Below are 13,442 nucleotides of genomic sequence, written 5' to 3'. Positions count from 1 at the left end.
AGTTTCAGGCCGCGGTCGGAGTCCGGTTGTCTTTACCATCCTGACGCATGACAATCCGCCATTGTGACGGATTCTTGCCCATTTCCCGCTTGAAGGCCTGGCTGAAGGCGGTTTCCGAACCGTAACCGACCTGGTTGGCAATAACCGTGATCGAGAGCGAACTTTCCACCAGCAACTGCGCCGCGATCTGCATACGGTGCCGGGTCAGATAAGCCTGCGGGCTTTCATTCATCACTTCTCCGAAGCGGGCGGCGAAGGCGGAGCGTGACAGTCCTGAAACCGCCGCCAGCTCCGGAACTGTCCAGGGATAAGCCGGTTCCGAATGCATTTTCCCCAATGCGGTACACACATAACGATCCTGCATTGCCCTCAGCCAGCCCTGACACGCCACGGGCAGCGAAGACACATAGTTGCGCACGCATTCGGTCCACAGTAATTCGCATATCCGGTTGACCATCACGGCCCGACCCTGCCGGTAATCCTTGGTCCCGTTCTCAATCAGCAGCGGCAGTACGTTTTGCCATGCCCCGGTGTCACCCAAGGGGATGGGGGCGTGGATAAACGTTGGCAGGGCGCGCAACAGGGTGTCGCGGCCCCCGGCCAGCTTGCCGCTGCCGTGAACAATGGCCGTCGGCTCACCCGCGCCCCCCAGCGTCAGGGTGCCGTAGGGCTGCTCAAGTCCGTTGAGGGTATCCGGATTAATGCCGGATAACTCACGACATGCCGCGTCGCTGTGAAGGCTGTGCCGCACGGCCGCGTGCAGCACCAGTATCTCTCCGGCCTTGACCTCAACAGCGGCCAGGTTATCCAGTTTCAGCCAGATATGGCCCTGCGTGACGATATAGAAGCATATCCGTCCGTTGGCCGGCATTGACAAATGCCAGGGAGCGCCCAACCGGCATTGATAGTAGTGACCTTCCACAAAGCGGATATCCGCCAGTATTTCACTCAGTGTATCCATGTGATCCGTCCAGTTCCGGCGTTATACGCAGCGAAAGCGGTGTTTTGGTTATTCTTTCGGATGCAGGGACTGCTCATAATCCAGCCGCCGCAAGGAGACTTTTAACAGGGGGTTAGTGGTTATGCAAGCAACTGATAATGTGAAGCCCGTCACATCCGATGAGTGGCAAGCCCTCCACCGGCGTCCCATGTTTGCCTGGCCGACACTGGTGCTTTTTGTCGTGGCGCTGGTGCTTTGGACGACATCTTTTGTCGCCGGTACCTCAGGTGTCCTGCCGCTGCCGGTGTGTATTTTGCTGAGCGGAGTCGCCGCCTTCTGGTTCTTTTCGGTCTTTCACGAGGCCTCGCACAACTCCATCAGTTCCATACGTGCGGTCAACGAAGTGCTGGGCCGTTTCAGCATCATGGCTTTTGCCCCGGCGCCGCTGTTCCGTGCTTTCCGTTATGTTCACATGCAGCATCACCGCTTTGCCAACGATCATGATGGTCACGACCCCGATCACTGGGCCGGGCAGGGTTCGAAGTGGCTGCTGCCCTTGCGCTGGGTGTGCATGGACGGCTGGTATTTCCTGTGGTACTTGAAGCGGCTGAACACGCGCAGTCGCGCTGAAGTGGTCGAGATGTGCTGGTCCATTGCGGCCGGTGCGCTGTTCTTTGGCGTGCTGTTGTGGCAGGGCTGGGCGGAGTGGTTGTTCTGGCTGTGGTTTGTGCCCGGCCGCATTGCCTGCATGCTGCTGGCTTTTGTCTTTGACTACATACCGCACTGGCCCTATCGCGCCACGCATGCGGAAAATCCGTATCAGGCGACGGGCATCCGCCTGGGTCAGGAATGGTTTTGGACGCCGCTGCTGTTATCCCAGAATTTCCACTTGATGCATCACCTGTATCCGCTGGTGCCGTTCTATCGCTACCAGCGCCTGTGGGAGTTGAAAAAGGACGAGCTGCTGGCGCGAAGTCCCTTGCTGCTGACCATGGGCGGGCGCGAGGTTTTCCCGGAGGGTTATGGGAAAGCGGTCAAGCTGATCCCGGTTTCAACGCGCTGAGGAAGTCAGTGTCCAGGTTGGCCTTAACGGTCCGCCAGTCGGTGCCCAGCTTGCGGGCTGCTGCCTCATAACTGCCGGTTTGCGCATAGACCAGCGCGTAGTAACGGCTGGTCAACTCCGTCTGCGTCAGGCTGCCCGCCAGAATCATATCCGCCAGTTCGGCCTTGGGGCCGCTGTCCCTGGCGGCCTGCCGCCGCTTGGGCGGATTATAGGCGCCCCGAATCAGAATGCTGCGTACGCATTGCTCCAGCTCGCGCATGTTGCCCGGCCAAGTGTGGGCAGGCAGGTGTGTGCGTATCCACTCAGATGCCTCTGCGGTCAGGGCGTCAGCCGCCTCTGGTCCCATCAGGCGCAGACTGACCGTCTGCAGCAGGTGTTCCAGTTCTTCCGGCTTCTGTTGCAACTGCATGGCCAGTGACGGCGTCTGGATGATGTCCGAGCATAAGCGGTAGTAGAGGTCTTCGCGGAAGCGCCCGGTAGCCATAGCCTCGCCCAAGTCCTGATGGGTGGCGGAGACAATCTTGCCGTGGAATTCTCGCGGGCTGCTGTCGCCCAGTCGCTGGAAAGTGCGGTTCTGCAACACCCTCAGCAATTTTACCTGAATCTCCGGCGGCAGCTCCCCGATTTCGTCCAGAAAGACGGTTTGCGAGGCATGCCGGGTTTCCAGATAGCCGCTGCGATCACTGATGGCGCCTGTGTAAGCGCCTTTCCGATGTCCGAAAAGTTCACTTTCCAGCAGGGTGGCGGGCAGGGCGGCCAGATGAACCGGCTGGTGGCAATGATGATAATCAGCTTCGAACTGTTGCTGGCCGGCGTTGAAGGGAATATAGCGGGACAGCCCGATGGCCTGCGCCACCAGATCCTTGCCGGTGCCCGACGGTCCCAGCACCAGTGTCGAGATTTCCTGCATCCGCCGGAACAGCCCCTGCCGGTAGCGGCGCAGGTCATGGGTGAATATGGAGTTCCAGACATCAGCCCTTAACTGTGCGGACAACTGGGTCGTACCGAAGATGGCGCGGTAGGTGAAGTGGAATGCCCGGCGGATCTGGAAGCACAGCGCGAACAAATGTTCCGGGGAGAACTGCGGGTCATCCGCCAGTGGCGTGGGGCCGATCAGTTGCCGCCAGTCCCGCAGGAAGCCCGGCCAGAACGGCATGCGCACCGGGTTGGCGTCTGGTGTGGACAGTATCTGGAAAAAGGCATTTTCGACACGGTAATAGAGAACGTACATCGCCACGTCGCCATAGAGTTTCCAGGAGGCGTCATCCACGCTCGACAGCGTGTTCAGCCGGCTCAGGGCGGCGGCGATGCAGTCCTCACCCGCCCGGGTCAGCGCGGCCAGGTGCGGGCTGGGTTCCCGCTGTCCCGGCTGCATGATCCAGAGGTCGTGCAGCGGGGCATGGTCGCCCAGGATCAGCCGTTCCAGCCGGATGCGTTCCCCGGTAAACGGGTTGGCGTAGCCCAGATCGCCAATGGCCCGGACCTTGCTCAGCGTCGATGTCGGGAACAGTCGCCCCATGATGCGCTCCTTGTGATTGTGGCCGACGTTTACTGAAGGCCGGCAGGCATAATATGTAGCCGATCCTAGAGCATAAGTCATCATGCAGAATGCAAGTATATGATAAATTTGGAATTTATATTTTGTGCCGGTCTGGCATGAAAGCCGCATTACCTGAAGTAACGTGCCACCGGCCAGAACCGGGGCCTTATCTCACAAGGGCGGGACCATATCATGTTCAACGAACAAAACATTCAGCAGGACTCTTCGTCCTGGATCTTCTTTGTCAAGCTTTGCTTTGCCATTTCCGTAGGGGCGCTGGGCTTCGGCATCTTCATGCTGCCGGTGGATATCTGGATGAAGGGTTATCTGATGATGGGGTCGTTGTTCACGGTCGGCTCGACGATTACCATGTCGAAGACGCTGCGCGACCAGCATGAGGCGCAGAAGCTTATCCACAAGATTTCGAATGCGAAGACGGAAAAGATTCTCAAGGAATTCGAGATGAACGGGGCGCAATAAGCGCACCATGAAAAAGGGCGCCTTGCGGCGCCCTTTTGGCTTCAGTCGTTGTCGAGGAACGACCGCAAGTGTTCCGATCGCGACGGATGCCGCAGTTTGCGCAACGCCTTGGCTTCAATCTGACGGATGCGTTCACGGGTGACGTCGAACTGCTTGCCCACTTCCTCAAGGGTGTGGTCAGTGTTCATGTCGATGCCGAAACGCATGCGCAGCACCTTGGCTTCCCTCGGGGTCAGGTTGGCCAGCACCTCACGGGTGGCCTCGCGCAGGCCTTCCGCCGTGGCGGCTTCCACCGGGGAAATCATGGTGGTGTCTTCAATGAAGTCGCCCAGGTGGGAGTCTTCATCATCGCCGATCGGGGTTTCCATCGAGATGGGTTCCTTGGCGATCTTCAGCACCTTGCGCACCTTGTCTTCCGGCATGTCCAGGCGTTCGCCCAGCTCTTCCGGCGACGGCTCGCGGCCCATTTCCTGCAACATCTGGCGCGAAACACGATTGATCTTGTTGATCGTTTCAATCATGTGCACCGGAATGCGGATGGTGCGCGCCTGGTCGGCGATGGAGCGGGTGATGGCCTGACGGATCCACCAGGTGGCGTAGGTCGAGAACTTGTAGCCGCGACGGTATTCAAACTTGTCCACCGCCTTCATCAGGCCGATGTTGCCTTCCTGGATCAGGTCGAGGAATTGCAGGCCACGGTTGGTGTACTTCTTGGCGATCGAGATCACCAGACGCAGGTTGGCCTCCACCATTTCCTTCTTGGCGCGGCGGGCCTTGGCCTCGCCGATGGACATGCGGCGGTTGATGTCCTTGATTTCCGCGACGCGGACATCGTATTGCTCTTCAATGGCAATCAACTCGCGTTGCGCCTTGAGGATGTTTTCCCGCTGGGCTTCCAGGGCAGTGGCCCAAGGCTTGCCGGTTGCGATCTGGCTGTCCACCCAGGCCATGTTGGTCTCGTGGCCAGGGAAGGTGGTGATGAAGGTCTTGCGGTCCATCTTGGCGCGACGGATGCAGGCAATCATGATCGCCTTTTCCTGGGCGCGGATCTGGTCCTGGAAGCTGCGGATGTCCTGGCTCAGGGCGTCGAACACGCGCGGGGTCAGCTTGAACATCATGAAGACGGTGGCCAACTGCGCCAGCGCCTGCTGGCCTTCCGCGCTGGCGCGGCCGTGCGAGGCCAGGACAGCGTTGGTGGCGTCCAGCTGGTTGCGCAGGGCGGTAAAGCGTTCGCGGGCGATCTCGGGATCGGGGCCGGACTCGACTTCATCTTCCTCGTCGCTGCCTTCGGCTTCTTCGCTGTCGATATCGATATCGGCGGCCTTGGCGGGTTCGGCGTCGGTTTCCTCGGGCAGTTCTTCAACCACCACGGGAATGACATCGCTTTCCGGATCGAGGTAGCCGACCAGGATGTCGGCCAGGCGGCGTTCGCCGGCGCCGACACGGTCATAGTCGGCAATGACGCCGGAGACGGAGGTGGGCCAGTGCGCCATGGCGTGCAGCACATCGCGAATGCCTTCCTCGATGCGCTTGGCGATGGCGATTTCGCCTTCCCGGGTCAGCAGTTCCACGGTGCCCATTTCGCGCATGTACATGCGCACGGGGTCGGTGGTGCGGCCGGGCTCGGTTTCCACCGAGGTCAGTACGGCAACGGCTTCTTCGGCGGCGACTTCGTCGTCACTGGCATCCGGGGTTTCTTCCAGCAGCAGATCGTCGGCTTCCGGGGCACGCTCGTGCACGGGGACGCCCAAATCGTTCAGCATCTGGACAATGTCTTCTATCTGTTCCGTTTCGGTGATAGATTCCGGAAGGTGGTCATTGAGTTCGGCGTAGGTCAGATAGCCTTGCTCTTTGCCGCGTGCAATGAGGGCAGCTACTTGCGAGGTGGTCTGCGTCTCTTTTTCGTTGCTCATTGATGGTTCTCGGTGGTGCAGGCAAGAGTGGAATTATAGCACGCCGCTGGAAAATGGGGATAATCCGCACGATTTTCGGGCTTGTTGCGCCTGTAAAAAAAGCAATGCACATCCTGTGCCGTTCAACCCGGACGGTTGTTGTCCAGTTCCCGCAGTTCCGCTTCCAGTTCCCGCAGTTGTGTTTTCAGTTGCTGAATGGCCCCCAGGCTGTGGGTTTCTTCCAGCTTTTCCTTCAGGGTGTGAATGGCCAGTTGGGTAATGATGCCGGTCAACTCACCTTCCACATCCAGTGACGGGATGAAATTCGTATCCTCGGCAATGCGCTTCAAGCGGCCACCTTCCAGGCTCCCCTCCCAGGCTCCCAGCAGGGCCATGCCGCTGGGTGCGGCATCCTGTTGCAGAAAGCGGACCACCGTCAGCAGCAGCGCGGCTTCCAGCGGCAGGTGGTGTTCCAGGCGCTCCAGGTTCAGCGTCAGGGCCGCTTCCGGTTTCTGCAGCAGCAACTGGATGGCGCGGTCACTGAGCGAAAGCGTGTGCCGCCCGCGCGGGGTTTGCGGCGGGCGCGACTGGTACACCGCACGGACCGGCTGCGTGATCATCGGGCGGCTGTAGCCTTCGTCATCGTCATCATCCGGCGCTTTGCGAAAAGCGGAGGGTGAGGCGGCCGGGAGCTTGCGCTCAGGCATGGGCGCGGACTCTTCGGCCCCGACATGGAGGCCGGTCATCTCGGATAGCCGTTTCCAGAGCAATTGCCGGAACAGGCTTTTGGGTACTTTTTCCAGCAGCGGCGAGGCATGGCTGGCCAGCCTGCTGCGTCCTTCCAGGGAGTCCAGGCGCAGGCCTTCGGAAAGATGGCGGAAGAGGAAATCCGCGAGCGGCTCGGCTTCATCCAGGCGTTTGCGGAAGGCGTCGAGGCCCTCTTCACGCACCAGCGAGTCGGGGTCATGCCCGTCCGGCAGGAACAGGAAACCGGCGCTGACGCCGTCCTTGAGCGCAGGCAGGGCGGACTCCAGCGCCTTCCAGGCGGCGCGCCGTCCGGCCTCGTCGCCGTCAAAGCAGAAAATCACATCCGGGACGCTGCGGAACAGGCGCTCGACATGGGTGGTGCTGGTGGCGGTGCCCAGGGTGGCGACGGCAAACGGCAATCCGGCCTGATGCATGGCGATGACGTCCATGTAGCCTTCAACGACGACGACCCGTTTCAGGTCCTGGCGCGCCTGGCGCGTTTCAAACAGGCCATAGAGTTCTTCGCCCTTGTGGAACACCGGGGTTTCCGGTGAGTTCAGGTATTTGGGCTTGCTGTCGTCCAGCACCCTGCCGCCAAAAGCCATGATGCGGCCCCGGAAATCACGGATGGGGAAGATGACCCGCTCGCGCATAGCGTCGTAATGCGAGTTGCGTTGTTCATTGAAAATGATCAGTCCGGCCTGCAGCAGCAGGGCGACTTCTTCCGGGGAGTTGCCGAGGGCGCGCAGCAGGTTGTCCCAGCCGGGCGGGGCGTAACCCAGCCGCCAGTCTTTGGCGACTTGTCCGGTCAGTCCGCGCTGGCGGAGGTACTGGGTGGCGCGTTCGCGTTGCGGGTGCTGGCGCAGTTGTTCTTCGTAGAATTTGGCGGCGGCGTCCAGCATGTCGTACAACGGCTGTCGTGATGCCCGTTCTTCCTTGTGGTCCTGGCTGGTTTCCGGCAGGGTGAGGCCGCCTTTTTGCGCCAGGTATTCCAGGCTGTCCATGAACTCGCGGCGTTCATATTGCATCAGGAAGCTGAGGGCGTTGCCGGACGCTCCGCAACCGAAGCAGTGATAGAACTGTTTTTCGCGGTTGACGGTGAAGGAAGGGGTCTTTTCGTTGTGGAACGGGCAGCAGGCGGAATAATTCTTGCCGGATTTCTTCAGGCGGACATGCGCCCCGATCAGATCGACGATATCGGTGCGGTGCAGCACTTCATCAATGAAGGATTGGGGAATGCGGCCTGCCATAGGGAAATGCCGTCAGTCAGAAAGAATCAGTAAAGTAGCAAAGTGCTGCGGGGGTTAACAGCGATCAGCCGAGCTTGGCCTTGACCTTTTTGGAAACCTCGGCCCCGTCAGCGCGGCCGGCAATTTGCGGGCGCAACAGGTTCATAACCTTGCCCATGTCGCGAGCGGTGGTGGCGCCGGTTTCCGCCATGGCGGCGGCAATCAGGCTGTCAACTTCCTCGTCCGAGAGCCGGGCGGGGAGAAATACTTCCAGAACCGCTATTTCGGACTGTTCCTGGGCAACCAGGTCGGCACGATTGGCGGACTGATAAGCAGCGACAGATTCCCGGCGCTGCTTGATCAGTTTTTCCAGGACGGCCAATACGCGGGCATCGTCCAGTTCGACTCGTTCGTCAACTTCGATTTGCTTGAGGGCCGCCAGCGCCATTCGAATGACACCGAGGCGCGCGGAATCTTTGGCGCGCATCGCGTCTTTCATTGCTTCGGTCAGCCGGGCCTTCAAGGCAGACATATCACCGTCCTGAAAAATTTATCCGTTCACATTCAAAGGGTGCAGCAACCGCCGGGCATGCTTAGTACATGCGGGTGATTTTCACCGATTCGCGAGCCAGTTTCTTGGCGTAACGCTTGACGGCGGCAGCCTTCTTGCGCTTGCGTTCTTGAGTGGGCTTTTCATAGAATTCGCGCTTGCGAACATCAGCCAGTACACCTGCTTTTTCGCAGGAACGCTTGAAACGGCGCAGAGCTACGTCAAACGGCTCGCCTTCTTTGACTTTGACTTGGGGCATTTACATCTCACCTTTGAGTTGGAAAACCTGTACTCACAGTTACAGGAAGGCGGTAATTCTACGCAAAGAAAGGCGTACCGGCAAGCGCGCCGTTCCGTTAAAATCGCGGCCCCCGACGGAGACCCTTTTCCCATGCGTGTACTCGGCATTGAAACATCCTGCGATGAAACCGGTGTTGCGGTCTATGACAGCGAGCTGGGCCTGTTGGCGCACCGGCTTTACAGCCAGATTGAGCTGCATGCCGATTACGGCGGCGTGGTGCCGGAACTGGCCTCCCGCGACCATGTGCGCAAGTTGGCGCCGTTACTGCGAGAGGTGATGGAGGCGGCGGACAGCAAGCCGGAAGATATGACGGGCATTGCCTATACCAGCGGTCCCGGTCTGGCCGGGGCGCTGCTGGTGGGCGCGGTGATGGGGCGCACGCTGGCCTATGCGTGGAATGTGCCGGCCATCGGCGTTCACCATATGGAAGGGCATTTGCTGGCGCCGTTGCTGGAAGCCAACAAGCCCGACTTTCCCTTTGTGGCGTTGCTGGTGTCGGGCGGGCATACGCAGTTGCTGCAAGTCGATGGCATCGGTCGTTACACCTTGCTGGGTGAGAGCGTGGACGATGCGGCCGGGGAGGCCTTTGACAAGGTAGCGAAGATGCTGGGGCTGGAGTATCCCGGCGGGCCGCAGGTGGCGCGACTGGCCTTGCAGGGGGATCCGGACGCGTTTGCCCTGCCGCGCCCGATGATGGACCGGCCAGGCCTGGATTTCTCCTTCAGCGGTTTGAAGACGGCGGTGCGGTTGGTGATTGAGAACACGCCGGATTATCCGGAAAAGACGGTGGATATCTGCGCCAGCTTTGAGGCGGCGATCGTGGATACGCTGGTGCGCAAGTGCGAGCGGGCGTTGAAACAGACCGGGCTGAAGCGGCTGGTGATGGCGGGCGGAGTGAGCGCCAACCTGCGGTTGCGGGCGATGCTGCAGGATTTGGCGAAGCGGCGGCGGGCGGAGGTGTTTTATCCGTCGCCGGTGTTCTGTACGGATAACGGGGCGATGATTGCTTTTGCGGGGTGTCAGCGGTTGTTGGCGGGGCAGGGGGAGAATTTGGCGGTGTCGGTAAGGCCGAGGTGGCCGATGGTGGAGTTGCCGGCGGTTTGATGTTGTGTCTGTAGGTCGGGCTTCAGCCCGACAATGCCGTTGTTTAATAAGTGGTTTTTTGGATTGAGTCATCCGCCTGCCGCGGGCGTAACTTTTGTCTTGGCAAAAGTCACCAAAACCGTGTCCTTCGCCAAAACTCGCGGACCTTCCGTTAAGGTTTTCGCCGCCTTGTCAGGCGGCGTTATCGTTTCTGCCGAAGGCATGTGGCTCAAACAGTTGGCTGCGGACGGCGGGCTTTAGTGTTTTGCCCCCTTGGAATGGGGGCAGCCGCAAAGCGGCGGGGTTTTTTCAGTGGGGGAGTCAGTTGTTGCCTTCCTCGGACTGTTCTTCTTTTTTACTGCCAAACCGCTTCTCTTCCCCCTTCAGCAACGCCTTGATATTCGCCTTGTGCCTGGCAATCAACAAAACGCTCATGCCGACCACTCCCAGCATATAGACGGGAGTCAGATACCAGGCCAGTACGGGGGCAGCCGTAAAGGCTACCAGCGATCCCAGGGACGAGATCCGGAACGGGGCGAATGTTGCCAGCCAGATGCCGATGACCGCGAGGCCCAGTTGCCAGTCCAGCGCCAGCAGCACACCCAGCGCGGTCGCGACGCCTTTGCCGCCTTCAAACCGGAAGAATACCGGATACAAGTGGCCCAGAAAGGCCGCGAGGCCGATGGCGCTGACCAGATCGCCTGACAGCCCCCAGTGCTTGGCCAGCAAGACCAGCGGTACCCCTTTCAGCATGTCGCCGGCCAGTGTCATCAGCGCCGGGCCCTTGCCGCCAATACGCATGACGTTGGTGGCGCCGGGGTTGTTGGAGCCCTGGGTGCGGGGGTCGGGCAGGTTCAGGGCTTGGCAGACCAGGATGGCGGAACATGCGGAGCCCAGCAGATAAGCCACGGCCAGCAGGACAAACGGAAGGACATCGGACATTTTGCAGAATCGCTGATGGAAACGGAGTGTGGCAATCTATAATGCCGGATTACGGTGAAAGCAAGGCTGACGTGGTCGACGATGGATATTCTGTATATTCGCAACCTGCGGGTTGAGGCGGTGATCGGTATCTTCTCGTGGGAGAAGCGCATTCGCCAGCCGATCCATGTGGATCTGGAAATGGCGGTGGATATCCGCCGCGCCGCCGAAACCGATGATATCAATCATGCCCTGGACTACAAGAAGGTTTCGCACCGGCTCACCGAGTTCATTGCCCATAATGAATGGCATCTGGTGGAAACGCTGGCGGAGCGCATTGCCGGGTTGCTGATGGAGGAATTCGGAGTGTCCTGGCTGAAGCTGACCTTGTCCAAACCCGCCGCTCTGCCTGCCGCCGACAGTGTCGGCCTGATCATTGAACGAGGCGACAAGCATGCCCCGCGTCTATTTGAGCCTGGGCAGTAACTGTCGGCGCGAGGCTTCGCTACGGTCAGCGCTGGCGCTGCTGCGGCGGGAGTTTCCCGATCTGCGCTGTTCGCCGGTTTATGAAAGCGAGGCGGAAGGCGCCCCGGGCGGTCCCTACCTGAACCTGGTGGTGGACCTGGATACTCGGCTGCCGGTGCCGGAGTTGAGGGTCCTGTTGCGGGATATCGAGACCGGACTGGGGCGGGAGCGGGGGCGTCCGGAAGTGGTGATTGATATCGATATCCTGTTGTATGAGGGCCTTTGCGGTCATTTTGATGGGCTGGAGCTGCCGCGTCCTGAACTGCTGCAGAGGGCCTATGTCCTCAAGCCGTTATCCGATCTGGCGGGTGGCGAGCGGCATCCGCTGACCGGCCTGACCTTTGCTGAGCATTGGCGGGGCTTTCTCCCCTCCGACCGGCTGCGCCGGGTGGAGCTGGCGGAGACAGGCCATGTATGACGCCATCCCGTTCCTGCGCCGCCAGCCGGTGATCATTGTGCTAGGGATGCTGGGCTGGCTGCTGGGTGTCTGGCAGCTGGGCACGGCGGCGATGGAGCAGAAGGACAGTCCGTCCCTGCTGTTGCTGGCGCTGAGCGGGATCGGGCCGGCCATGGCGCTGGTGCGCCTGTTCTGGATTCTCGTCACCACCAAGCGCTGGCAGCGCGACAACCGTGACCCGGTGATCTGGGGCATGGTGGTGATTACCTACGGCAGTGCCTGTGCGCTGGCCGCCAGGCTATCCCTGACGCCGACCCAGGGGTTCTTTCTGGTCTTCCTGATGGTCAATATGGCGCCGTTGATGAACCGCTTCGCGGCGCCGCTGGCCATCGGGGTGATCGTGATTACTTCACTGGCGGTGACTGTGCTGCAGCAGGCGCTGCCCCCCATTCCTTTCGCCATCTACCTGCTGCTGGCGCAGAGCGCCCTGTGGTATATGGCTTCCAGCAATATCGACGAATGGCAGGCGCATCAGGAAACCGCCACTGCCCATGCCCAGTTGCACGCCACCCAACAGTTGCTGACCGAGGCCGTGGCCCGCAATGAGCGCACCCGCATTGCCCGCGACCTGCACGACCAGATGGGCCATCATCTGGTAGCGCTGACCATGCAGCTGCAGGTGCTGGAAAAAAAGCTGCCCGATGCTGCACTCCCCGAACTGGGACAGGCGCGCGATCTGGCCCGTGACCTGTTTGAGGATGTGCGCGCCACGCTGCTGCAGCTTCGACAGGACCAGTCCGACTTTGGAGAGCTGCTGGAGCGGATGCTGGCCAATATCCCCTACCTCAAATACGATGTGGAAATCGACAGCGAACTGCTGATGCTGGATGCGCAACTGGCTTCCTGCCTGCTGCGGGTGGTACAGGAGGCGATCACCAATGCCCTGAAGCACAGTGATGCCAGCCGGATGCGGGTGATCCTGCGGCGCGATGACCACGGCGGCATCCGTATGGAAGTGCAGGATAACGGCCGGATGGTGCGCCTGGCTGAGTTCGGTTCTGGTCTCGGGCTGGGTGGCCTGGAAGAGCGGGTAGCCGAGCTGGGCGGCCATTTACAGGCCGGCCCGACCGGTGAAGGATTCCGGCTGGTGGCTGAATTTCCCGAGGAGTGCCTGACATGATCCGCGTGCTGGTGGTGGACGACCAAGCCTTGGTGCGGCGGGGCATTGTCGCCTTGCTGGGCTTCGAAGCCGATATTGATGTGGTGGGCCAGGCCTCCGACGGGGAAGAATGCCTGGCCCTGTTACCCGGGCTGCCTGTGGATGTGGTGCTGATGGATATCCGCATGCCGCGCATGAATGGTCTTGAAGCCGTGCGGCAGATGCGTTGCTGCGGGCTGGAGACGCCGGTGGTGTTGCTGACCACCTTTGACGAGCCGGTGACGCTGGCGCAGGGCCGATCGGCCGGAGCGCAAGCCTGCCTGCTCAAGGACATCGATCAGGCGGGCTTGGTTGCCGTGATTCGTACCGTTGCGGCCGGGGGCGAGGTGGAGCCGGCGGGCGGACGGCAGCCGGCTTTGTTTACTCGTCGCGAGCTGGCGGTTATCCGGGAGTTGTGCGCCGGCAAGCAGAACAAGGAAATCGCCTTGGCGCTGCAACTCAGCGCCGGTACGGTTCGCAACTACCTGTCCATGATTCTGGAAAAGCTGGAAGTACGGGACCGCACCCAGGCCATCCTCAAGCTGAAAGCGCTGGGTTTGGTCTGACGCTAAACAA

At 60.6% G+C, this 13,442-nt stretch carries 14 protein-coding genes; 7 read left to right on the top strand and 7 right to left on the bottom strand.

What is annotated here, in order from left to right; genetic code table 11:
• Positions 1 to 4: 4 nt before the first annotated feature.
• Positions 5 to 961, bottom strand: coding sequence for an AraC family transcriptional regulator (locus Q7T36_RS03650; RefSeq protein WP_304844157.1), 957 nt, complete (start codon positions 959 to 961; stop codon positions 5 to 7).
• Between the two features lie 121 nt (positions 962 to 1,082).
• Between Q7T36_RS03650 and Q7T36_RS03645 the strand changes: the two genes are divergently transcribed.
• Positions 1,083 to 2,003: a fatty acid desaturase gene (locus tag Q7T36_RS03645; protein WP_304844155.1), complete on the top strand. Its 921-nt coding sequence runs from the start codon at positions 1,083 to 1,085 to the stop codon at positions 2,001 to 2,003.
• Here the strand turns inward: Q7T36_RS03645 and Q7T36_RS03640 are convergent.
• Entirely contained in the window at positions 1,975 to 3,522 is a 1,548-nt protein-coding gene (locus tag Q7T36_RS03640; protein ID WP_304844153.1) for a sigma-54 factor interaction domain-containing protein, read from the bottom strand. The two genes, Q7T36_RS03645 and Q7T36_RS03640, sit on opposite strands and share 29 nt — an antisense overlap.
• A gap of 213 nt (positions 3,523 to 3,735) precedes the next feature.
• Between Q7T36_RS03640 and Q7T36_RS03635 the strand changes: the two genes are divergently transcribed.
• Positions 3,736 to 4,023 (top strand): YiaA/YiaB family inner membrane protein, encoded by a 288-nt coding sequence (locus Q7T36_RS03635; protein ID WP_304844151.1) that lies wholly within the window; start codon positions 3,736 to 3,738, stop codon positions 4,021 to 4,023.
• 41 nt (positions 4,024 to 4,064) lie between these two features.
• On the opposite strand, the gene rpoD is transcribed toward Q7T36_RS03635, so the two are convergent.
• The 4 genes from rpoD to rpsU form a co-directional block, all read right to left on the bottom strand.
• A complete protein-coding gene (gene rpoD, locus Q7T36_RS03630) occupies positions 4,065 to 5,936 on the bottom strand; it encodes an RNA polymerase sigma factor RpoD (RefSeq protein ID WP_304844148.1) in 1,872 nt (623 codons plus the stop codon).
• Positions 5,937 to 6,058: 122 nt separating this feature from the next.
• Positions 6,059 to 7,912 carry a DNA primase gene (dnaG, locus tag Q7T36_RS03625; RefSeq protein ID WP_304844145.1) on the bottom strand — a complete coding sequence of 618 codons (1,854 nt, stop codon included), beginning with the start codon at positions 7,910 to 7,912 and terminating at the stop codon, positions 6,059 to 6,061.
• Positions 7,913 to 7,976: 64 nt separating this feature from the next.
• Positions 7,977 to 8,423 carry a GatB/YqeY domain-containing protein gene (locus Q7T36_RS03620; protein WP_304844142.1) on the bottom strand — a complete coding sequence of 149 codons (447 nt, stop codon included), beginning with the start codon at positions 8,421 to 8,423 and terminating at the stop codon, positions 7,977 to 7,979.
• Between the two features lie 61 nt (positions 8,424 to 8,484).
• Positions 8,485 to 8,700 carry a 30S ribosomal protein S21 gene (gene rpsU / locus Q7T36_RS03615; RefSeq protein WP_304844139.1) on the bottom strand — a complete coding sequence of 72 codons (216 nt, stop codon included), beginning with the start codon at positions 8,698 to 8,700 and terminating at the stop codon, positions 8,485 to 8,487.
• A gap of 132 nt (positions 8,701 to 8,832) precedes the next feature.
• Here rpsU and tsaD point away from each other — a divergent pair, with 132 nt between their 5' ends.
• Entirely contained in the window at positions 8,833 to 9,846 is a 1,014-nt protein-coding gene (gene tsaD / locus Q7T36_RS03610; protein WP_304844137.1) for a tRNA (adenosine(37)-N6)-threonylcarbamoyltransferase complex transferase subunit TsaD, read from the top strand.
• A gap of 300 nt (positions 9,847 to 10,146) precedes the next feature.
• Here tsaD and plsY read toward each other — a convergent pair whose 3' ends face one another.
• A complete protein-coding gene (plsY, locus tag Q7T36_RS03605) occupies positions 10,147 to 10,767 on the bottom strand; it encodes a glycerol-3-phosphate 1-O-acyltransferase PlsY (RefSeq protein WP_304844135.1) in 621 nt (206 codons plus the stop codon).
• 81 nt (positions 10,768 to 10,848) lie between these two features.
• On the opposite strand from plsY, the gene folB reads away from it, so the two are divergent.
• Genes folB through Q7T36_RS03585 form a run of 4 tightly spaced genes read left to right on the top strand, consistent with a single transcriptional unit; the run spans position 10,849 to position 13,432 of the window.
• The gene (gene folB / locus Q7T36_RS03600) at positions 10,849 to 11,232 is read left to right on the top strand and encodes a dihydroneopterin aldolase (protein ID WP_304844132.1); all 384 of its coding nucleotides are present in this window, start codon (positions 10,849 to 10,851) and stop codon (positions 11,230 to 11,232) included.
• Positions 11,201 to 11,689 carry a 2-amino-4-hydroxy-6-hydroxymethyldihydropteridine diphosphokinase gene (gene folK / locus Q7T36_RS03595; protein WP_304844130.1) on the top strand — a complete coding sequence of 163 codons (489 nt, stop codon included), beginning with the start codon at positions 11,201 to 11,203 and terminating at the stop codon, positions 11,687 to 11,689. The genes folB and folK overlap by 32 nt, the downstream gene beginning before the upstream one ends.
• Positions 11,682 to 12,848 carry a sensor histidine kinase gene (locus Q7T36_RS03590; protein WP_304844128.1) on the top strand — a complete coding sequence of 389 codons (1,167 nt, stop codon included), beginning with the start codon at positions 11,682 to 11,684 and terminating at the stop codon, positions 12,846 to 12,848. The genes folK and Q7T36_RS03590 overlap by 8 nt, the downstream gene beginning before the upstream one ends.
• Positions 12,845 to 13,432, top strand: coding sequence for a response regulator transcription factor (locus tag Q7T36_RS03585; RefSeq protein ID WP_304844126.1), 588 nt, complete (start codon positions 12,845 to 12,847; stop codon positions 13,430 to 13,432). The genes Q7T36_RS03590 and Q7T36_RS03585 overlap by 4 nt, the downstream gene beginning before the upstream one ends.
• The last annotated feature ends 10 nt before the right edge of the window (positions 13,433 to 13,442 follow it).

Source organism: Fluviicoccus sp., assembly GCF_030646115.1.
Classification (GTDB): domain Bacteria; phylum Pseudomonadota; class Gammaproteobacteria; order Pseudomonadales; family Moraxellaceae; genus Fluviicoccus.
This window is presented reverse-complemented; position numbering and strand designations above follow the sequence as displayed.

What these genes read in the sequence shown, in the direction of transcription:
- folB (WP_304844132.1), top strand. Translation starts at nt 10,849, where the DNA reads ATGGATATTCTGTATATTCGCAACCTGCGGGTTGAGGCGGTGATCGGT.
- dnaG (WP_304844145.1), bottom strand. Translation starts at nt 7,912, where the DNA reads ATGGCAGGCCGCATTCCCCAATCCTTCATTGATGAAGTGCTGCACCGC.
- Q7T36_RS03590 (WP_304844128.1), top strand. Translation starts at nt 11,682, where the DNA reads ATGTATGACGCCATCCCGTTCCTGCGCCGCCAGCCGGTGATCATTGTG.
- Q7T36_RS03645 (WP_304844155.1), top strand. Translation starts at nt 1,083, where the DNA reads ATGCAAGCAACTGATAATGTGAAGCCCGTCACATCCGATGAGTGGCAA.
- rpsU (WP_304844139.1), bottom strand. Translation starts at nt 8,700, where the DNA reads ATGCCCCAAGTCAAAGTCAAAGAAGGCGAGCCGTTTGACGTAGCTCTG.
- tsaD (WP_304844137.1), top strand. Translation starts at nt 8,833, where the DNA reads ATGCGTGTACTCGGCATTGAAACATCCTGCGATGAAACCGGTGTTGCG.
- Q7T36_RS03620 (WP_304844142.1), bottom strand. Translation starts at nt 8,423, where the DNA reads ATGTCTGCCTTGAAGGCCCGGCTGACCGAAGCAATGAAAGACGCGATG.
- Q7T36_RS03640 (WP_304844153.1), bottom strand. Translation starts at nt 3,522, where the DNA reads ATGGGGCGACTGTTCCCGACATCGACGCTGAGCAAGGTCCGGGCCATT.
- folK (WP_304844130.1), top strand. Translation starts at nt 11,201, where the DNA reads ATGCCCCGCGTCTATTTGAGCCTGGGCAGTAACTGTCGGCGCGAGGCT.
- Q7T36_RS03635 (WP_304844151.1), top strand. Translation starts at nt 3,736, where the DNA reads ATGTTCAACGAACAAAACATTCAGCAGGACTCTTCGTCCTGGATCTTC.
- rpoD (WP_304844148.1), bottom strand. Translation starts at nt 5,936, where the DNA reads ATGAGCAACGAAAAAGAGACGCAGACCACCTCGCAAGTAGCTGCCCTC.
- plsY (WP_304844135.1), bottom strand. Translation starts at nt 10,767, where the DNA reads ATGTCCGATGTCCTTCCGTTTGTCCTGCTGGCCGTGGCTTATCTGCTG.
- Q7T36_RS03585 (WP_304844126.1), top strand. Translation starts at nt 12,845, where the DNA reads ATGATCCGCGTGCTGGTGGTGGACGACCAAGCCTTGGTGCGGCGGGGC.
- Q7T36_RS03650 (WP_304844157.1), bottom strand. Translation starts at nt 961, where the DNA reads ATGGATACACTGAGTGAAATACTGGCGGATATCCGCTTTGTGGAAGGT.